Genomic DNA, 19609 nt, shown 5'->3' with positions numbered 1-19609 from the left:
GGGTTGAGCCGCGCCCTACCCCGGTCGGGACACGGTCAGGCGCCGGCGAACTCCGCTAGCGTGGTCCGGGCGCCCTGCGCGCGGGCCCGCTCGGCGGCGGCGCTGCCGAGCTGGGCCGTCATCGAGGTCACGAGTGCGGCGAGCGCTGCACTGCGCGGCCAGGGCATCTGGCCGTCGCGGTAGCGCGCTTCGGCGGCGGCGAGAACGCGCAGCGCGGCGGCGTGTTCGCCGGCCATGCCCAGGGCTGTGCCGTAGAGCTCGAGGACGAACGGGTTGTCCCGCAGGCCTGCGGTGAGCGAGGCGCGCAGCGCCGTCCGGGCCCAGACGACGGCCTCGGCCGGCCGGTCGTTGGTGAGCAGCAGCCGTGCGGCGCCACTTGCGGCGCTCCAGGCGGTGTAGAAGTTGTCCTCGGCGCAGGCGTCGTCATGCAGGGTGGTGAACCGTGCGATGAGCTCCAGGCGCGGGTCGACGACGAAGGCGCGGGTCAGCTCGACGTGCCGAACCAGGACGTCGAACGCACGCGAACCCCCGGCGATCTGCCGCGTCGTAGCGGCGACGTCGGCCAGTCGCGCGCCGTCGGCGATAATCCGCAGCGGTCCGGTCGCGACCACCAGCTCCGCGCACACCAGCGGTCTCTCCTCGTCGGCGACGGAGGCCGCCTCGGCGATGCCGAGGCGGATGTGGTCGCGTCCGGCGTCGGTTCGGCCCTGCACGATGAGGGAGGATCCGAGCCTAAGGTGCAGCATCGACCGGTCGAGCGGGCGGATCGGCCCGGGGAGCGCGTCACAGACCGCCATGGCCGTCTGCGACCAGTGCGTGCCCTCGGCGGTCATCCCGTTGAAGGCCCAGTACAGGCCGAGCCGGGCCGCCAGCGCCACCCCGACCGCGGACGGGCCGTCGATCAGCAGGTGCTGGAGGGTCGTGCGGAGCGCGGCCAGGTCGTCGTCGAGAGCCTGATACCAGCGGGCCTGGGCGACCGAGCCCAGCGGTGGCCGATCCCGGATCAGCCGCTCGACCCAGGCGTCCCGCGCATCGGCCGGGTTTTCCCCTGCCCGCTCGGCGAGGTGCTTCGCGTGTCCGCGGACGATGGCGAACTGAGCGAACCGTGATGTGCCGTCGGGTCTGACGGGGCCGAGGGCGGTCAGCAAGGAGCGGTGGACCAGGCCGGAGATGGTGTCGACGACGTCGGTCGCCGCGCCGTCGACCAGTCCTGCGGCCAGTTCGGCGGTGAACGGTCCGGGCACGGCCCCGACCGCGCGGTGCAGTGCGGCCAGCGGGGTAGGGAGGTCGCGGTAGCTGGTGTCGATCGCGTCGCGGACGGTGCGGTGCTGGGTGGCACCTCGGCTGCGGCCGACCCGGCTCAGCGTGCTGGCGTCGACCCGAACCTGGGAGGCGATCTCGGCGAGGGTGTAGGCGCGGGCCCGACCAGCGGCCAGCTCCAGAGCCAGGGGCAGGCCGTCGACCGCGGCGGCGATCGACCGCACGCTCGACAGCGTCTCGGTGTCGCGCAAGCCCCCGGGGGTCGAGGCCTCGAGCCGGTCCAGGAACAGCTCCACCGCCGCGGAGACCGCCAACGGTTCAAGCGGGAAGACGGCCTCGTCGTCGACCGCGAGGGGTTCGCGGCTCGTGGCGAGCACCGTGAGCGTCGAACCCTCGACGAGCAGCCCGTCAACGAGCTCGGCGGTGTCGTCGAGCACGTGTTCGCAGTTGTCGAGCACCACCAGCATGCGGCGCGCCCCGACGAACCGACGCAGGCCCTCCGCGGGCTCGGCCGGCCCGGTGGCCGGCAGCTCGAGTGTCGAAGCCACCGTCTCCAGGACCCGGCCCGGGGAGGCGGCGGTGAGATCGACGAACCACGCCCCGTCGGGGTATCCGGCTGCGCCCCGTCGGGCCACCTCGACCGCCAGTCGGGTCTTCCCACACCCGGCGGCACCGACCACGGTGACCAGCGACACGGCGTCGAGCAGCTCGAGTACGTCGATCACCTCGTGTTCGCGACCGATCAGGCGACTGCGCGGCGCAGGAAGCGTGCCGATCGCCGGCTCCCGACGCGGACCCGGAGATGCCGGGGGCTCGTCGTGGAGCAGCAGGGCGTGCAGGGCTTGCAGGTCCGCGCCGGGTTCGACGCCCAGCTCGGTGTTCAGCACCGCCCGGGCCTGGGCGTAGGCCTGCAAGGCCTGGGAGCGTCGACCGGTCTGCCGGTAGGCGTTCACGCGATAGGCCCACAGCCGTTCGCGCAGCGGTTCCTCGACTAGCGCGGTCTCCAGCTCCGCGAGGGCCCGGTCGACGCCGCCGGTGGCGAGCAGGGCGCCGATATGGGTCTCGCGCAACTGGCCGTGGATCTCCTCGAGGCGGGCGACCGCAGCCCGGGCCCAGTGCTGGTCGGCGGCCGTGCCGTACGGGCGGCCCCGCCACAGTCCCAACGCTTCGTCGGCGATGCGCAGCGCCTGCCCCGGGTCGCCGGCAAGGAGCTCGGCAGCGGTGGCGGCCAGCCGGGCGAAGCGTGTCGAGTCGGCCTGGTCCGGGTCGACGACCAGGCGATAGCTGCCGAGCTCGCGGACCAGGACCGTGGACGGCTCGCCCCGCTCCCGGTCCGGTTCCAGCACGCGCCGCAGCCGCCAGATGTGCGAGTCGAGGGTCGAGACCGAACGGGCAACACCCTGTTCACCCCACATGGCCTCGTACAGGGCGTCGACACCGACGGGCCGGCCCGCGTTCACCAGCAGCAACGACAACGCGGACTCCAGACGGGCAGCCGCAACGGGCCGGGTCACCCCGCCCAGCTCGACCTCCAACGGGCCGAGGTCTCGCAACCGCAGACGCGGCCCCGCACCCGTCTGGGCCGTCAAAAGGCCTCCTCCCTAGCCTCGGAGAGCCACCGCGGTCGGATCCCACCGAGTGGTGTAACTCGGTTCGGGTGACGCTCTGCGGTTCAAATCATGCCGTCACCAGCTCCGCAGTGGCCACTCCTTCCCGAGGAGCCGGTGTAATGAGCAGGGCCATGGTGGCTTCGCCGAGGTAGCAGCGGTCGGTGGTCCGTCGCTCGTCGTGGGCCTCAACCAGGACCGCGGCTCCAGAGGACCTGCAGGCCGCACGAACTCCGGCAACCCGAACCACACCACGAGCTGCACCGGTGGGGACGGGGGAAACGCCGGCGGTAAGGGGGCGTAAACGGCTGCGGCCTCGGCACCGGTGCATCCGGCACCTCCGGGGCGGCGCGCGGGCTCCCCGACGACGCAGGGCATGACCGACACCGTCGTCACTTGCAACGCGCAGAGCGGTGGCGCGGTCTACACCAACGGCCAGGTAGTCCTCACCCCCGTCGGCGGGCCGGATGGACAGCCGTGAAGGCTCGACGCTGTCGCGCTGGTGGTCGGTCCCGAGCGTCATCAACGTTGGCTAGCCACCGCTGCAGGTTCGTGGCGGTCAGTTCGACCAGGTCACCGGTAGTGTCTGCAGGCCGCCGGTGAGGATGTCCCGCCGCGGCCGCAGCTCCTCGGGCGGCACGGCGAGCCGCAGATCCGGGCGGTGGAGCAGGGCCGCGAACAGCGCCCGCAGCTCCAGGCGCGCAAGAGGCGCACCGAGGCAGAACCGGGGACCAAATCCGAAACTCAGGTGCGGGTTGGGCATGCGGGTGATGTCGAACCGTGCCGGGTCCGGGAAGTAGACGGTGTCCTGGTTGGCCGTCCGCAGACCCAGCAGCACCAGCTCGCCCGCCACGATCTGGGCACCGTCGAACTCGATGGCCTCCCGCGCGTAGCGCATCAGCCCGGTGCGCTGCTCGTCGTCATCGCGGGGCGGGGGCAGCGCGCAGCGCAGGATCTCCTCCACCGCGGGGGCGAGCAGGGCGGGGTCGGCAGCCAGGGCGGCGCGCTGGTCGGGGTTGGTGAGCAGCCGGAGCACTCCCCCGTCGATCGCGGTCACGGTGGTCTCGTGGCCGGCGAACAGCAGCCCGGCACCGAGCATCGCCGCCTCGTCCGGGCCCATCACGGTGCCCTCGTGCGGAGTGGTGAGCAGCAGGCTCAGCACGTCGTCGGCGGGCTGGGCGCGCTTGGCCTCGACCAGCCCCCGCATGTACTGCCACAAGGAGAACAGCCCGAGCTCGGCGCGGTCGGGGTCGACCAGGTTGGCCGCATCGTCAGACCAGCGGCGGAAGTCGTCGCGGTCGGCGTAGGGCACGCCGAGCAGCTCGGAGATGACCAGTGCGGGCAGGGGGAAGGACACGGCCTCGTGCAGGTCGACCGGTGGGGTCCGGGCGAACATCGCGTCCAGCAGCTCGTCGACGATCGTCTCGATCCGCGGGCGCAACGCGGCCATCCGCCGGGCGGAGAACACCGGCGCGAGCAGCCGGCGCATCCGCACGCGGTCGACGTCTTCCGCAGCGGGGTCGGCGCCGGTCGGCCCGCCGAAGATCGCCGAGCCGGACACGCGAGGGGCGTGCGTGGGGTCCGGGTGCGAGCGACCGAGACGCTGATCGGCGAGCAACGCCTTGACGTCGTCGTAGCGGGTGACCAACCACGCCGGATCCCCGGCCAGGGTCCTCACGCGGCGAATCCCGGTGTCGGCGCTGGTCATGCAGTCTCCCCTTGGGGCGCGGCCGGAACCGAGGCTACGCCGCGGCGGGACCCTGGGTCAGGACCCGAGTGACGGCCATTGCCCCTTCAGTCACGAGGGCGAGCGCACGAGGCGGAACGAAGCGACCATCGCCGCGGACGAGCCGCTGCCGTTCGCCGGCTTGACGCAGGGAGTTCACGGCGCTGGCGGGCGCCAGTACCCGACCGGCCGGGGGCGATCGGAGTACGCGCTCCTTCCGGGCCCAGACCGTGCGCCCGGCCGCCGTGGCCGCCTGACCCACCACGTGCACGGGCTATGCTCCCTGCCGGGTACCGCGTGGCGTCACCCTGTTAAGCCCCCAGGGCCGGAAGGCAGCAAGGGTGCGCAGGCTCTGGCGGGCACGCGGTACCCTTGCCTTTCCGGGCGACCGCCGGACTGCGCGGTGGCAGGCTGGCCCGTGTGGACGACCCGAAGGCGGACCTGCGGCACTACCTGCAGCTCGCCCGCGACGGCCTCCTGTGGAAGCTCGACGGGCTGTCGGAGTACGACGCCCGGCGCCCGCTCACGCCGACGGGCACGAACCTGCTGGGGTTGGTCAAGCACCTCGCGGGCGTCGAGGTCGGCTATCTCGGCACGTGTTTCGGCCGTCCTGCGGACGAGCCGCTGCTCCGCTACGACGACGCCGCGGTCGAGTCCGACCCGAACGTGGACATGTGGGCCACCGCAGACCAGACGCGCGAGGAAATCATCGCGCTCTACCTGCGGGCATGCGCGCACGCGGACATGACCGTCGAGGCCCTGCCCCTCGACGCGCACGGCCGCATCCCGCACTCGCCGGCGGAGCCGAGCGGGATCACGCTGCACCGCGCGCTCGTGCACATGATCGCCGAGACCCAGCGGCACCTCGGGCACGCCGACATCGTCCGCCAGCTCGTGGACGCCGCGACCGATGAGGTCCGTCGAGCCTGACGGGGCACGCGAACCGGGCCAGGCCCGGGTCGGGCCTCGGCATGCATCACCCTGGTTCCGCCCGGCGAGTCCAGAGCGCCCGGCTGGCAGTCAGCTCCTCCTCGCTCAGCTGCGGGTCGCCGCGCACCGCGATGAGGGTCGTGTCCCAGTCCCGAACGCCGTCGGAGCGAGGTGTCAGCAGCACGCCCACGGTCAGCACCTGGTCGAGCAGGTGTAGTTGGCCGGCAGGGACGCGCTCGTGATGGCGCAGCCGTCATGCCGCGCACGTGGTCGACGACCGCCTGGGGAATGCTGACATCACGGGTGACGGCGGTCGCTTGCGGATCAGAGAATCGGTGCGCAGCCGCCACAGCAGCTGCCCGACGACCGGCGTCTCCAAGAGCCCGGTGATCGGCCCCTGGGGGATGAAGGCCTCCCTGTGTGGTCCGGTGTCGATGAAGGCCAGTGCCGTCACCAGGTCGCGCCGTTGCTCGGCGACCGCCGTCGCAACCGACCCTCCCGTGGAGTGCCCCACCACCAGGGCGCGGCTCACTCCCAACCGGTCCAGAGCCTCGCCCACCCGGCGGCCCTGGTCGGCGATCGCATAACCACTGCCCGTCGGTTTGGCCGAGCGGCCGTGCCCGAGCAGGTCGATCCGGATGACGCGATAGCTCCTCGCCAAGCTCGGAACCAGCAGGTCCCACGACCTGGTCGACCCGGTGAAGCCATAGATCAAGACGAGGGCCGGGGCGTCCCGTGGACCGTCGTCGGTGAAGTGGATTTGGTTGCCGTCGACCGGCAGGGTCGGTTGCCCCTTGGCCGGAGCGTCCTGCTGGTCCACCAACACCGTGTTGATCAACAACAGCGCGGCGATGGAGAGGGCGGCGGCCACGACCGTGCGCCGCCGTCGTGCGCCAAGATGCCGCAACGGATTCTTCTGCATGAGCGTCACTTCCGTGGGCCGATCCCCGCACGTATTGGATGAATGTCGCGACCGACCGACCAGGGCTCTCGGGTTGCGCTCGTCGCTGCCCGGCAAGGGCGGAGCGCGGTCGAGGAGGTCGCGCAGCTCCGCGTGGTCACCCGCCCGTGCCCGAGAACGGCGGAGGGCGTCGGCGCGGGCCTCCCCGGCTGTGACCCCGACCGGCGTGAGCAGGCCGATGACGTGCATTCGGAGCGTTGCCGGGCCCGATCTGCCGCTACCTGAGCGCAGGGCGCGACCGCGCTCCCCGACCGGCGCGGGCGTTCACCCTCGATGAGCTGCAACCACGGTCAGCGCGCCGCGGCGCCGTGTGCCGGTCACCCTGCGGCCCGCATGGCCGCTACGAGCAGGGCGGCGAGCTCGCCGGCGTGGTAGTCGGGTCCGCGTCCGCGTGGGCGTTCAGGTAGGCGATCATGGTGTCGACGGCGCCCTGGTGGGTGACGGCCATGACGCGGGTGTCGAACCCGCGCAGGATGCCTTCGGACCAAGCCCGCTCCTCCCGGCCGACCCGCTATGACGTGGCACGCCGCGGATCCGGGAGCCGCGCGCGTGTTCCCCTCAGTTGGGCGAGGATTGAACGGGGAACACCGACCGTGAGTCGTAGGCCTGCTGAAGCCCGGGCACGGCGAGCTGACGCATCCGCGTCGACGCTCGGTGCTGGGCGAGCCGAACCGCGCCTGGAGTCGCGCCCACGATCTCCCCGGTCTCCTCCGCGGACAGGCCCACGACCACGCGAAGGACGAGGATCCGCCGCTGCTTGTCCGACAGCTCCTCGAGCAGGGAGTGGAGCTGTGCCGAGAGCTCGCCCTGTAGCGCCTGCTGCTCGGGCCCGGCAGCGGACGTGATGGCGTCGGGCACCTCCGGGACGGGCTCGGACCGAGCGCGGCTCGCGGCTCGATGCGCGTCGACGAGCTTGTTTGCCGTGACGCGGTAGACGAACGCCAAGAAGGGCCTGCCTTGCGGCTGGTAGGTGGGCAGCGCCTTCAGGACGGCCAGGCACACCTCCTGGGCGACGTCGTCCGCGGAAAGGGACGTTCGGTCCGCGGATCCGAGTCGACCCCGGCAGTACTGGACCACCAGTGGGCGGATCGTCGCGAGCAGCCGGGTGACTGCCGTCCGATCGCCGGAGATCGCCGCCCTCACCAGCTCGTCCGGGACCTCGGAGGAGCGCAGCACCGTCCGATGCACCGGCCACCGTGGCCCGTGCGGTGCCCTCGAAGTTCCTCGGCCGTCGCGCACGACGTCGGTGTTGTGCATCTGTCCAGCCTGCGGAGGCCCTTCGGCCAAGACATCGGCCAGTGTGCCGATGTCCACGCCTGCCGGCGGCCCCACGATGTGTGCTGTGGAGATCCGCGTCTATGTGGACGAGCGCACACCCCCGGCGGGCCAGGTTCGTCGGGTCGGAGCCGGCGAGCCCATTCCGTTCTCCGGCTGGCTCGACCTGATCCGTGCGCTGGAACGACTGATCGCAGAACCCGACGAGGGCCCGGCACCGCACCGTGTAGATGGGTAACGTCGGGTATGTGCCCGTACGGCGCGCGATGCCCACATTCCAGGGCCGCGACGCGCAGCTCGAGGTGTTGCGCGACGCCATGGCCCGGGCAACCGCTCGGCACCTGACGATCGTCGTCGTCGAAGGCGAGGCGGGCATCGGCAAGAGCCGCCTGCTCGCGGCGGCCTCCGACGTCGCCCGGGGCCGCGGCCTGCACATGATGACCGGCCGATCCGAGGAGCTGGAACGCAACCGCCCGTTCGGTCTCTGGACCGACGCTCTCGGTTGCGTGCCGTCGTCGCCGGACCCGCGCCGTGCCGCCCTGGGCGGGCTGTTGGCGCCCCGGCCCGACGGCCACGAGCCGATCACGGTCAGCAGTGATCCCGGCCTGCAGTTCCAGGCGGTGGACGGCGTGGTCGACCTCGTCGACGAGCTGGCGCACCGGCGGCCGCTCGTGCTCGGCCTCGACGACCTCCAGTGGGCCGACCCGGCGAGCGTCCTCACCTTGGCGGCTCTCACTCACCAGCTTCCCGACGCGCCGGTGCTGATCGTGGGATGCCTGCGCCCGACACCGCGCAGCTCCGAGCTGACCCGCGCGCTTGCGGTCCTGGGTACCGCGGGCGCATGGGAACTGCGGCTCGGACCCCTGCCGGACCGGGCCGTGGCCGGGTTGGTGGCCGACGTCCTCGGGGCCCCTCCCGGACCCCGGCTGCTGTCACAGGTGGCGGGAGCAGGCGGGAACCCGCTGTTCGTCACCGAGCTGCTCGGTGCGCTGGTGCGCGAGGGATGCCTGCATGCCGTCGACGCGCGGGCGGAGGTGTCCGACGAGGCGCTGCCACCGAGCCTGCGCCTGACGATCCTGCGTCATCTGAGCTTCCTGCCCGACGACACCCTGCAGGTCCTGCGCCCGGCCTCGGTGCTGGGGTCGAGCTTCTCCGTCCTGGACCTGACGACGACCACGAGACGTTCGGCGCTCGACCTCGCCGCCACGCTGGACCCGGCGATCTCGGCGAGCATCCTCGTCGAGGACGGCGACCGGCTGCGGTTCCGTCACGACCTCATCCGCGACGCCGTCTACGAGGACATGCCGCGTGGCATCCGGATGGGGCTGCACCGGGAGGCGGGCCTGCGGTTGGCCGACGCGGGCGCTCCGGCGTTGCGGGTGGCCGAGCACCTGGCGCGTGGTGCCGTAGCGGGCGACGCCGGAGCCGTCGCCTGGATGACGCGAGCGGCCCGGGAGACCGTGTCGCGGTCTCCCGGGGCGGCGGCGGAGCTGTTCGGCCGGGCCGTCGAGCTGGCCGAACGGTCCGACGCCGACCGGCTGGTCGTCGAGGAGGCGAGCAGCCTGCTGTCCGCGGGGAGGCTCCGTGACGCCGAGGCCCGCTGTCGAGTGGCGCTCGATCGCACGCCCGACGCGGCGGTCGAGGAGTCGCTGCGAAACTGCCTGGCGCAGGCTCTCATCGCCCAGGGCCGGACGTCCGACGGGCTGCGCGAGCTGGAGCGGCTGCTCCGGTCCACCATGCTCGCCGACGCGGAGCGGGCCCTAGCCTGGGCATGGACGAGCATGGCGCGCTTGGCGCTCGGCGATCTCGACGGGGCCGATGCCGCCGCCGGGCGAGCCCTGTCGGTAGCGCCTCACGACGGTGGCCACCTCGCCACCTGCATCGCTCTGGGGTTGCGGGCGACGGCCGTGGAGCTTCGAGGCCGGCCGCACAAGGCGCTGCAGCTCATCGACGAGGCCATCGAACGGGCCGACCGGAGCCCGGACCGCGAAGGCCACCGGTACCCGATGCATGCGGCCCGCGCCCGCATGCTCATGGAGCTCGACCGCTTCGATGACGCCGAGGCCGCCTTGGAGGTGGCGAGCCGGATCACCGAGCGGCTCGGCACCCGTCGGGCGTACCTGGACGTGTACCGGGGCTTCGGCCACTTCGCCACCGGCGAGTGGGCCGACGCGGTGACCGAGCTCGAGGCCGGTGTTGCGCTGGCGGCCGAGACCGGGCAGCGCACCAACTCCACGCTCGGGTTCAGCATTCTTGGCCTGATCGCCCTGCACCGGGGCGATCTCCGACGCGCCGGTGAGGCGGTCGACCTAGCCATCGGCGAGGTGGAGGCGTCGGGGCCGCGCTTCCGCAGCCAGTGGAGCACGTGGGTGCGCGCGCTCCTCCTCGACGCGCGCGGCGCCTGGCAGGAGGCGTTCACCACGATGGCCGCCTGCTGGGACGAGTGCCTGCAAGCCGGGCTGGAGATCGAGATTCCGGTGCTCGGCCCGGACCTCGTCCGGATGGCGCTGGCGGCCGGTGACCGCGACCGTGCGGCACAGGTGACCGACGAGGTCGCTCGGCTGGCGAAAGCCGACGACGTGGCCTCGCACCGTGGTGCCGCGCGTCGTTGCCAGGGCCTGCTCGACGGCGATCCGGAGCCGCTGATCGCCGCCGTCGACGACTACACCCGCGCGTCCCGTCTCCCGATGGTCGCGCTGGCGGCGGAGGACGCCGCGACCGAGCTCGCCCGGACCGGCGACGTCGGCGGCGCGCGCCCGTTTCTTGATCGGGCACTGGTGACGTTCGAGGGCATCGGCGCCGCTCGCGACGTGGCCAGAATCGAGGCGCGGATGCGCGCGCTGGGTGTCCGGCGCGGTGTGCGGGGCCCCCGGGTCCGCCCGCGCAGCGGCTGGGCGAGCCTCACCCCGACCGAGCGCACGGTGGTGGATCTGGTCGCCGAGGGGTTGTCGAACCCGCAGGTCGCCGGACGCATGTTCCTGTCACGCCGGACCGTCCAAACCCACCTCGCCCACGTGTTCGGCAAGCTCGACGTCGCCTCGCGAGCCGAGCTCGCCGCCGAGGCCGCCCGCCGCGCGGCCCATCCGCAGCGCTAACCCGGGAGCTCGATGTCGGCCGGCTGGCGGATGTCTCCCGAGGGGTCCGAGCACACGCTGGAGGAATGGCGGAGAACCTGCGGCGGGAGGCTTCCTCGCGCTCCGCTGTCGTCTCGAGCTTCTTCGCCATACTCGTCATGGCGCTGAGCCTCGGTCCGTCCTTCGCCCATCTGCTCGAAGCCCCGCCGCGACTGACCGCGTGGCCACCGGAGCTCTGGCGCGAGGCGACGGTGTTCCACGGTCAGTTCGCCTACTTCGCCATCGTCGGCGCGCCACTCGACGTGGGCGCGATCGCCCTCGGCGCGATCATGACCGTGGTGGTTCGCCGCCGACGTCCGGCCTTCCGGCTGGCGATGGCCGGGACCGTCCTGTTCGCGGTGAGCCTGGCCATCTGGATCTCCGTTGTCGCGCCAGTGAACGCGATTCTGGCGCAGTGGGTGCCGGGGCCGATTCCGGACGACTTCGCAGCCGTGCGCCACCGGTGGGAAGCCGGCCACATCGCGATCAGTGCGGTCAAGACCGCTGGCCTGTGCTGTGCACTCGCCGCAGGCCTGTCGCTCGGCCGCTCGCGTGACGGAAGCCGACCGTGGACGTGACGCGTTCGCTGCGCGCCGACGTCCGCGGGATGTGCGCACATGCCAATGTCCGCTCTGCGGACCGGTCACGCCGGCGTCGCCGGGGGGTCGGCGCCTCGTGCTCCGGTGCGCGGAGGTGTCACAGCCAGGGCTGCTGCGTCGTCTTCAGGTGAACAGGGTGTCCCCGACCGAGGGAGTTGATGATGAGAGTGTTCGTGGCAGGAGCGACCGGAGCGATCGGGCAGCAGCTGGTGCCGCGTCTGGTCGCGGCGGGCCATGAGGTTCACGGCATGACCCGCAGCGAGGCGAAGCATGCCATGCTGCACGAGTTGGGCGCGGTGCCGGTGGTGGCGGACGCACTCGACCGCGATCGGGTCGCCGAGGCGGTCGGCAGGGCGCAGCCCGAGGTCATCGTCCATGAGCTGACCGCGATCGGTGAGCCGGACATGCGTCACTTCGATCGTGCCTTCGCGCACACCAACCGCCTGCGCACCGAGGGTACGGATCATCTGCTTTCGGCCGGGCGGGCCGTAGGGGTGCGCCGGTTCGTGGCGCAGAGCGTCACGATGCCGTACGCACGAACCGGCGGGCCGGTGAAGACCGAAGAGGACCCGCTCGACCCCTCGCCGGCGCGGGAGATGCGCCGCTCGGTGGCCGCGATCCGCCATCTGGAGGAGGCGGTGCTGGGTGCCGACTGGACGGAAGGGATCGTCCTGCGCTACGGCGGGTTCTACGGGCCGGGCACCTCGATGGCGCCGGGCGAGCAGATGCCCGAGTTGATCCGCAAGCGCAAGTTCCCGCTGGTCGGCGACGGTGGCGGTGTGTGGTCGTTCGTCCACGTCGCCGATGCCGCGGAGGCGACGGTGGCCGCGATCGAGCGCGGTAGGCGCGGGGTCTACAACGTCGTCGACGACGACCCGGCGCCGGTCGCGGAGTGGCTGCCGACGATGGCACAGGCACTGGGCGCCAGAAGGCCGGTGCACGTGCCGCGCCTCCTCGGTCGGCTGTTCGCCGGCGAGGCGGGCGTGGTGATGATGACCGAGCTGCGCGGTGCCTCCAACGCCAAGGCGAAGCGTGAGCTGGGGTGGCGCCCGGCGCACCCGAGCTGGCGACAGGGATTGTTCGCGTAAGCGACCGCGGCGCAGGGCAACGGCCGGACGAGCCCCCGGCCCTGCTGGGCCTCGGTCGCCTCTCGCCCGGGCACCGATCCGAGCCGACTCCGCACCCCGCGCTGAGCGCTTAGACCGACCGTCGCAAGGTGCAGTGCGCCGCCACGCTCACCGCAGCAGACACGGGGCGGTCGTGGCCGCGGGGATCTCGACGAGCCGGGCGTCCGGCCCTGGATCACCAGTCGTCCCAGCGAATCGTTCACGAACTCGCTGGCGAGGACGCGAAGTAGCTCGGCCAGAGCGGTCATCGTGGTCCGGCTCGTCCTGGGGACCGCGCGCTCAAGACCGGCCCGGAGCGCGCGGACCCGCGCATTGACCACGAACGCACCGTCGCGGCGCTCCTGGCCACGGGGAGGACCAACGGGAAGTGGCGACCGAGATGATGCCGTCGGTCAAGACCGTCCACTTGCACTTCACCCGATCAACACCAAGCCCGGCGTCCGGTCCCGCGCTGGAAGATCCTGCGCAACATCCGCTCCAGTTCCAGCCGCGCCACGACCCTGGTCAAGGCCGTTCAGACCCTGATCCTGGCTGGCTGATCAAAGTGGAAGGGCTCAAGGGCTCAAGGGCTGAATGGCCGCACGAATGTGGGCCGCCGACGCTGTGGAGGGACGCCATGACCATCGATCTGCCGAACGACACCACCTTCGTCCTCGACGTTCCCCAGGACGTCCTCGACGAACTGCACCAGCGGCTGGCCCGGACCCGCTTCCCCGATGCCGTCGCCGACGACTGGCAGCGGGGTACCGCACCCAGTGCGCTCCGGAAGCTCGTCGAGCACTGGAGCACCGGGTACGACTGGCGCGCCGCCGAGGCCCGGATCAACGCGCTCGATCACCACCGCACGACGGTCGACGGGGTCGGGCTGCACCACCTGCGAGCCGGAACGCCGGGACGCCCGCCGCTGCTGCTCGTGCACGGCTGGCCCGACTCGTTCCTCCGGTTCGAGGATCTGATCCCCCTACTGGCCGACGACTTCGAGCTCGTGATCCCCAGCATCCCCGGCTACGGGCTGTCCGACCGTCCCACTCAGCCGGGGACGAACCCCGCGCGGATCGCCGACCTCTTCGCGGCCCTGATGAGCACCCTCGGCCACGACCGATTCGCCTTCCACGGCGGCGACCTCGGCAGCTGGATCGGCGAGCAGCTGGCGTTCCGCCACCCCGAACGCCTGACCGCCCTGCACCTCACCGACGTGCCCTACTGGCACCTGTTCGGCGCCGATCCCGCGACGCTGTCCCCTGCCGAGCAGGACTTCCTCCGGCGCGGCCAGCAGTGGTCGCAGCAGGAAGGTGCCTACGTCATGGTGCAGGGCACCAAGCCGCAGACGCTGGCAACGGCGCTCAACGACTCCCCGGCCGGGCTGGCGGCCTGGTTCCTGGAGAAGTTCCGCGCCTGGAGCGACTGCGGGGGCGACGTCTGGTCCCGGTTCACCCCGGACCGGCTACTGACCAACCTCACCCTCTACTGGGTCACCGAGACCGCCGGCTCGGCGGCCCGCCTCTACCAGGAGATGATGAGCGCAATCGGCGGGAGCGACACGCCGAACGCCCCGGTCACCGTGCCCACCGCGGTGGCGATCTTCCCGGCCGACATCGTCACGGCGCCACGGGAGTTCGCGGAGCGGTGGTTCGACCTGCGCCGGTGGACCGCCATGCCCCGCGGGGGCCACTTCGCGGCGTGGGAGGAGCCCGAGCTGCTCGCCGCCGACCTCCGGGCCTTCCTGCTGCCGCCGAGCTGAGCAGAGGCGGCATGCGCGTGCGGCCGCTCGCGCCCTGATCGCCGCCCTCACCCGACTGCTCCCGGTCCACCGCGGCCTCGGCCTCGGCGGACTGTCTCCCGACGAGTACGAGGACGCCTACCATCGCGCCCAGCACGACCCCCACAGACAACCCGGACTCCGGCAAAGCGGGGGAACCTCACCTGCTGTGCCTGAACGTCGGCTGCAAGCACGTCGAGGATCTGTGGGCCGACCTCACCACCGCGTTCGACGCTGCCGCAGCCCCTGCCACCGGTCCGAACGCCGACCCCGGAGACACCCATGATCGACACCGAACTTCCCACGACCCCGTCGGCCAGCCCTCTGGCCCGTGGATTCGCTGCCTGCCTGGCCTCGGTCGTCGAGAGGGCGGTGACCGAGCTGCCGCTGCCCTCCGGAGACCTGCACCAAGCCCTCGGCGCGTGGCGGTCCTGGCTGGCCGAACACGGCTCGGGTCTGGTACCCATCGCCGACCCCGCAAGCTTCCAATGGGCCGGCTGGTGGATCGCGATCGTGCGGACCTCCGGGAGCGACCGAAACGGCGCAGAACAGGCCGACGTCACCGAGGCCGCCACGCTGGCCTTTGGCACGCCTCCCGGTGTCGTGCTCAGCCCGCAGGTCCCCGCGCTCCTCGGCCGGGCCACCGCCGACCTGCCGATCACCGCCGCCTACGCCGTCGCCTCCCTCGACCCGGTGCTCCGGCCAGCGCCGGCCACGCCAGACCTGCACGGCACCATCGAAGGCCTCGCCGTCGCACCCGCCGCCGAGGCCGACATGCGGCTGCTCAAGGTCGCCTCAGCGCGCGTCGGCCGCGGCCTCGACGGCGACCGGTACGCCGCCGGTGCCGGCACCTTCAGCCCCCGCGCCGAACGCCGACCCGGCTACGACCTCACCCTGATCGCCGCCGAAGTGCTCGACGAGCTCAGCGCCGCCGGCCACACCGTCGACTTCGCCGCCACCCGGCGCAACGTCCTGACCCGTGGCATCGAGGTCAACGCCCTCGTCGGGCGCACCTTCCGCATCGGCGACGTGCTCTGCCAAGGGCGCCGCCTGTGCGAACCGTGCGTACACCTCGACCGGCTCAGCGGTCCCGGCTTACTCCGCCCACTCATCCACAAGGGCGGCCTGCGCGCCGACATCCTCACCGACGGCGAACTCCGGCTAGGAGCGCCCATCCAGCCGGTGTGAGCTGCTCTCCTGCGGCCAGCTCATGGACGTCAAGGCGCGCCGCGGCAGGTAACCCTTCCGACGTCCTCTACTAGCGGACAAGACTGCGTGCCCGGCCGCTGCAGGTAGGTGACCAGCGCGCGCCAGCCGGCGGCCGATCTCGGGGCCGTGGTCCTCCTCGACGAACGAGAGAATCAGGTCCAGCGCGCTGGTCACGCCCACCGACGTCGCAACCCGGCCGTCACGAATGAGATCGGTTGGGGGTCCACGGTGACCGCCGGATGGTCGCGCGAGGCCGTCGGCGAACGCCCAGTGCGTGGTGGCGCGCCGCCCGTCCAGCAAGCCGGCGGCGGCGAGCACGCTCGCCCCGGTACACACTGACGCGATTCAGCGGGCTCACCGGGCAAGGCGCCGCACGTGAGCGACGAGCAGGTCGTCGTGCGCCGCGCGCGGGTGGCCGTAACCGCAGACCACGACGAGCGTGTCGACCGGGCCCTTGTCGCGCTCCAACGCGCCGTGTGCCTCGAGCCGCAGCCCCGGCCGCGCGGTCACCGGCCGTCCGCCGGGATCGGGTGCCGGCGGATGCAGTGTCGGGCGACGCGGTGTCGGGCGGGGAATCGGAGTGGGTGGTGTACTGCCCGGCCAGGAAGCTGGTGGCGGTAGCCAGCGTCGCGGTGAGCAGGCGATGTCGAGAAGCTCGGCGTCGTCGTACCCGACAACCGGCGGTGGCGACGGCAATGACGTGGACCATACGGCGCAGGTGTCCGACCGGACCGGTCTCCCAGGATTCCGGACCAGACGCCCACACATACCGCCCTCCGCGTACATGTCCGAGCCATGCTCCCGGCCATGACCACACAGCAATTCGACCCGTCCCGCCGTTCGGCTTGCCGCGATGGCGCACCGCCTTAGGGCTCCTCGCAGGGGGCGGACCGCGCGTCGGTCGCGCTCGTGCTCGCGATCGCCGCGACCTGATACGTGGTCGCGGCGGCATCCTCGCTGCCCTGGACAGCATGGGCGTGGGTCCCCTTGTCGTTCGTGGTCGTGTTCGCCGGTCTGCTGGTCGAGCTCGACCAGCTCGTGGTCATTGCCGCGCGGCCGACGTACTCCCCTCGGGTTACGCGGACTGTCTCCTCGGGGGCGATGCACGACAGCTCCCGAACCAGAGACGCTCAGCGGCCTAAGTGGCGCAATGTATTGCCCTACCAACCGGTAGTGACCTCGCCGGAAAAGCGTCATGCAGTCAAGACGGTCATGGCCCGACCTTCGTGGCGCTCTTCGTCGAGCAGGAGGGAAAAGCTGATGGCGCTACTCAGTGACGAAGTACGCACGCTGTTCGACGGCAAGAACTTCGCTGTCCTTTCAACGCTCGAACCGGACGGCAAGCCGCATTCGACGGTGGTTTGGGTCAAGCGCGACGGAGATGACATCCTGTTCGCGTTGCCCAAGAGCCGCCGCAAGACGGCAAATTTGTACCGAGACCCACGAGTAGCTGTGGTGATCTTCGATGCTGCTCGTCCCTACGAGAGCGCCCAGGTACAGGGCACAGCGTCCCTCCAGGACGACCCGGACGGCGTGTTGATCGATCAGCTGTCACACAAGTACACCGGCGGCCCGTATCCCGGTTACGCCGGACCGAACCCGCAGTGGGTCACCGCGAGAATCACGCCTGACAAGGTCGCCACGAGCTGGCCGAACACCTAGAGCGTGAATCGCCGCACGCGGGTGAGCACCGACGACGGTGCGCGGCCGCTGCTGCGGAAGTTCGAGGACCATCACCTCTAATTGCAGGGACGGGCGGATTAGGACGGCGGGGCGAAATCCCGACAACCGAATTCTGCGCTGCGGACGCCCCCGGACCGTCGTTGTTGCAGCCGAGCGAGGACGAATCTGCACGGCGCCGCCGTCCTCACCGCCAAGCGACCTGCCTCGACTTCTCGGCCACACACTTGCTCATACGTCCGAAAGGAGCCAAGATCATGACCACGGAGGACACTAGCGTGATCCGCCCGAGCTCGACCGTGGTCCGGACCACCCGCGACGTCGTCCTCTTGATCAGTCGAGTGGGACTCGGCGTGCTGATGCTGGCGCACGCCAAGCTCGAATACGACTTCGGCGGCGGCAGCCTGGCCGGCGTGGGGACGCTCTTCGAGCAGTCTGACGTTCCGCTGCCCGCAATCAGCGGGCCAGCCAATGTCCTCCTGGAGTCGGTCGGTGGCCTCGCCATGATCCTCGGTCTCGGGGTGCCCATCGTCGGCGTCCTGATGGCGGCGAACATGGTGGGCGCGTGGGTCCTCGTGCACACCAGCGGCCTCTACGCGATGGACCACAACGCCGCCCGATGAGCAGGACGTGCGATCATCAGCGCGCTACCCGAGTCGTCGCTGCCAAACACCTGCGTTGAGGTGCCGGTGGGCGGCCTGCCATTCCTGCGGGGAGACGATCGGGGTGTCTTCATGGAGTTCCGCTCCTGTCTGTGTCGGGTCGGCTCATGGGGTCGCGCTTCTCTGCCAGACTTGTCCGGCGAGGTCGCCGCGGGGGTACTCGGTGCCGGCGACGATCCGAATCCGCCAGGGGTCGAGGCGCAGCGGTGTGAACAGGGGGTTGTGCCAGCGCGACGTGCCGTAGGCGGTCATGGCCTCCGGGCCCCATCCGAGCGGTGTCGGGGTGTCCCGGAAGAGGTCCCAGACGGTCGCCTTCTCAGCTTCGTCGGTCACCCATGCCGTCCGGCAGTCCACGATCGCGACGTCCTGGTGAGGGTTCCAGTACGAGCAACAGGCATACGGCTGCTGCGCGAGGTCACGGGCCTTCGCCGACGCCCGGCTGGTCAGGGCCCAACCGACCGGCTGCCCCGCGTTGACGGTGAAGACGGGGTGGAGCATTCGGCTGCGTGGTCTGCCTCGGCGGTCGACCGTGCTCGTCGTGCAGATGACGGTGTCAGCAACGATCCGCAGGAACTCCTCGGCGATGTCGTCGAATCGTGGTGGTAGTTGTGGTGGGCGCTGCTCGGCCATCGCTTCCTTCGGTCTCGACCTTCGATTGCGATGTCGTGCCGTTGGCACGGCGAGGTCGTGTGCGGCTACGGCGCGTGCCGGCGTTGCCACTCGATCGGGTCGCCGTCGTTTGTCGGGCCCGCCACCGCCGACCACCCACACGACTCGGCCGGTTGCCTCGGTCACCAGCTCGGGATGCGCAGCGGCGGTCTCCCCGCGACGAACCGCACGTCAGCACCCTTAATCGTCGGCAGGTTCGGTGGGTGAACACCCAGGTGGGCGCGGTGTAGGCCCCACTTGTCCCGGCCGACGGCGACCCGGGCCCGGATCCACTCGTAGGTGGTTGCGCTCATGGCCAGGGCGCCGCCGCCGGCGATGAAGGTGTCGTAGTGCAGGGGGCCGTCCCGGTCGACGTCCTGGACGAGCAGCCAGTCCAGCGAGTCCGCGGGGTCGGCGATGAACCCGTCCAGCGTGGTCGTGGTGTAGTACACGGTTTGCCCGTCGTTTCTTGTGGCGTCTTCCGGGCGTCGTCTCGGTCACGGGCAACAGCGTGACGGATCGCCGAGGCCGGTCGCCCGACCGTTCTTGCGCATTCATCGTCGGCCGAGCAGGGCCAGGAGCTGCGTGGCGTGGCCGGGCAGCTCCACCTTGGCGAGGCCGGCGAGAATGTCCCTCAGCGGCAAGGGCTGGTCGACGAGAACCGCTCCGTTGGACAGGAGCAGGGTGGGCACCGGTGTGTCGAGCTCGGCGTCGCTCAGCACTGGCCCGCCGAGGCCGCAGAGCGCCTCTCCTTGGGTGCGGATGCGTTCCCGAAGCCTTGCCTCGCCGCCGGCGAGCGCGATGACTCGGTCGATGGTCCAGATGTCGAGAGCTATGCGGTTGTCGTACGTGGTGTTTGCGCCCGAGGCGATGCGGGCGGCGGCGGCGATGGTGGTGGCGGTGACGAGGGAGACGTGCGCCAGGATCTGAGCGGCGTTCCACTCGCCGGCTGGCGGTATGGGAGGCGGGTCGGCGGCGTCGGCCACGGTCGTCGCAGCGTCGAGAAGCGTGCGGTAGGCGTCCCGCAGCGACGTGGTGTCCATTGTTCGGTCT

At 71.4% G+C, this 19609-nt stretch carries 18 protein-coding genes and 1 other RNA gene; 10 read left to right on the top strand and 9 right to left on the bottom strand.

Annotation, left to right across the window (positions count from 1 at the left end; translation table 11 throughout):
* Positions 1–35: 35 nt before the first annotated feature.
* Complete coding sequence (locus RM445_RS28270) at positions 36–2849, bottom strand: AfsR/SARP family transcriptional regulator (protein WP_311559921.1); 2814 nt, start codon at positions 2847–2849, stop codon at positions 36–38.
* A 577-nt stretch (positions 2850–3426) separates the two neighbouring features.
* Entirely contained in the window at positions 3427–4575 is a 1149-nt protein-coding gene (locus RM445_RS28265) for a cytochrome P450 (protein WP_311559920.1), read from the bottom strand.
* Positions 4576–4877: 302 nt separating this feature from the next.
* Between RM445_RS28265 and ffs the strand changes: the two genes are divergently transcribed.
* Positions 4878–4974, top strand: an RNA gene (gene ffs / locus RM445_RS28260) — signal recognition particle sRNA small type.
* Between the two features lie 39 nt (positions 4975–5013).
* Entirely contained in the window at positions 5014–5523 is a 510-nt protein-coding gene (locus RM445_RS28255; protein WP_311559919.1) for a DinB family protein, read from the top strand.
* Positions 5524–5776: 253 nt separating this feature from the next.
* Here RM445_RS28255 and RM445_RS28250 read toward each other — a convergent pair whose 3' ends face one another.
* Together RM445_RS28250 and shbA are read right to left on the bottom strand one after the other, a co-directional pair.
* Positions 5777–6541 (bottom strand): alpha/beta fold hydrolase, encoded by a 765-nt coding sequence (locus tag RM445_RS28250; protein WP_311559918.1) that lies wholly within the window; start codon positions 6539–6541, stop codon positions 5777–5779.
* Positions 6542–7042: 501 nt separating this feature from the next.
* A complete protein-coding gene (gene shbA / locus RM445_RS28245; RefSeq protein ID WP_311559917.1) occupies positions 7043–7672 on the bottom strand; it encodes an RNA polymerase sigma factor ShbA in 630 nt (209 codons plus the stop codon).
* Between the two features lie 154 nt (positions 7673–7826).
* Here shbA and RM445_RS28240 point away from each other — a divergent pair, with 154 nt between their 5' ends.
* From RM445_RS28240 to RM445_RS28215, 6 genes are all read left to right on the top strand, one after another.
* Positions 7827–7997 carry a hypothetical protein gene (locus tag RM445_RS28240; protein WP_311559916.1) on the top strand — a complete coding sequence of 57 codons (171 nt, stop codon included), beginning with the start codon at positions 7827–7829 and terminating at the stop codon, positions 7995–7997.
* A 10-nt stretch (positions 7998–8007) separates the two neighbouring features.
* Positions 8008–10854: an ATP-binding protein gene (locus tag RM445_RS28235; protein WP_311559915.1), complete on the top strand. Its 2847-nt coding sequence runs from the start codon at positions 8008–8010 to the stop codon at positions 10852–10854.
* A gap of 65 nt (positions 10855–10919) precedes the next feature.
* The gene (locus RM445_RS28230) at positions 10920–11450 is read left to right on the top strand and encodes a hypothetical protein (protein ID WP_311559914.1); all 531 of its coding nucleotides are present in this window, start codon (positions 10920–10922) and stop codon (positions 11448–11450) included.
* 179 nt (positions 11451–11629) lie between these two features.
* Entirely contained in the window at positions 11630–12559 is a 930-nt protein-coding gene (locus RM445_RS28225; RefSeq protein ID WP_311559913.1) for an NAD-dependent epimerase/dehydratase family protein, read from the top strand.
* A 655-nt stretch (positions 12560–13214) separates the two neighbouring features.
* Positions 13215–14339 carry an epoxide hydrolase family protein gene (locus RM445_RS28220; protein ID WP_311559912.1) on the top strand — a complete coding sequence of 375 codons (1125 nt, stop codon included), beginning with the start codon at positions 13215–13217 and terminating at the stop codon, positions 14337–14339.
* A 300-nt stretch (positions 14340–14639) separates the two neighbouring features.
* Positions 14640–15545 carry an MOSC domain-containing protein gene (locus tag RM445_RS28215; RefSeq protein WP_311559911.1) on the top strand — a complete coding sequence of 302 codons (906 nt, stop codon included), beginning with the start codon at positions 14640–14642 and terminating at the stop codon, positions 15543–15545.
* Here the strand turns inward: RM445_RS28215 and RM445_RS32575 are convergent.
* Positions 15519–15884, bottom strand: a complete 366-nt coding sequence (locus RM445_RS32575; protein ID WP_397469414.1) for a DJ-1/PfpI family protein — start codon at positions 15882–15884, stop codon at positions 15519–15521. The two genes, RM445_RS28215 and RM445_RS32575, sit on opposite strands and share 27 nt — an antisense overlap.
* A 36-nt stretch (positions 15885–15920) precedes the next feature.
* Positions 15921–16076: a hypothetical protein gene (locus RM445_RS28210; RefSeq protein WP_311559910.1), complete on the bottom strand. Its 156-nt coding sequence runs from the start codon at positions 16074–16076 to the stop codon at positions 15921–15923.
* Between the two features lie 486 nt (positions 16077–16562).
* Between RM445_RS28210 and RM445_RS28205 the strand changes: the two genes are divergently transcribed.
* Positions 16563–17228, top strand: coding sequence for a PPOX class F420-dependent oxidoreductase (locus RM445_RS28205; protein WP_311559909.1), 666 nt, complete (start codon positions 16563–16565; stop codon positions 17226–17228).
* Between the two features lie 275 nt (positions 17229–17503).
* Positions 17504–17869 carry a DoxX family protein gene (locus tag RM445_RS28200; RefSeq protein WP_311559908.1) on the top strand — a complete coding sequence of 122 codons (366 nt, stop codon included), beginning with the start codon at positions 17504–17506 and terminating at the stop codon, positions 17867–17869.
* Positions 17870–18013: 144 nt separating this feature from the next.
* On the opposite strand, the gene RM445_RS28195 is transcribed toward RM445_RS28200, so the two are convergent.
* The 3 genes from RM445_RS28195 to RM445_RS28185 form a co-directional block, all read right to left on the bottom strand.
* Positions 18014–18538 carry a pyridoxamine 5'-phosphate oxidase family protein gene (locus tag RM445_RS28195; RefSeq protein WP_311559907.1) on the bottom strand — a complete coding sequence of 175 codons (525 nt, stop codon included), beginning with the start codon at positions 18536–18538 and terminating at the stop codon, positions 18014–18016.
* 161 nt (positions 18539–18699) lie between these two features.
* Complete coding sequence (locus RM445_RS28190; RefSeq protein WP_311559906.1) at positions 18700–19008, bottom strand: hypothetical protein; 309 nt, start codon at positions 19006–19008, stop codon at positions 18700–18702.
* A 102-nt stretch (positions 19009–19110) separates the two neighbouring features.
* On the bottom strand, positions 19111–19599 hold the full coding sequence (locus RM445_RS28185) for a hypothetical protein (protein WP_311559905.1): 489 nt from the start codon (positions 19597–19599) through the stop codon (positions 19111–19113).
* Positions 19600–19609 lie beyond the last annotated feature (10 nt).

Source organism: Pseudonocardia charpentierae (assembly GCF_031845345.1).
Classification (GTDB): Bacteria; Actinomycetota; Actinomycetes; order Mycobacteriales; family Pseudonocardiaceae; genus Pseudonocardia; species Pseudonocardia charpentierae.
Note: the sequence above shows the minus strand (reverse complement) of the source record. Positions and strands in the feature narration are given on the sequence as shown.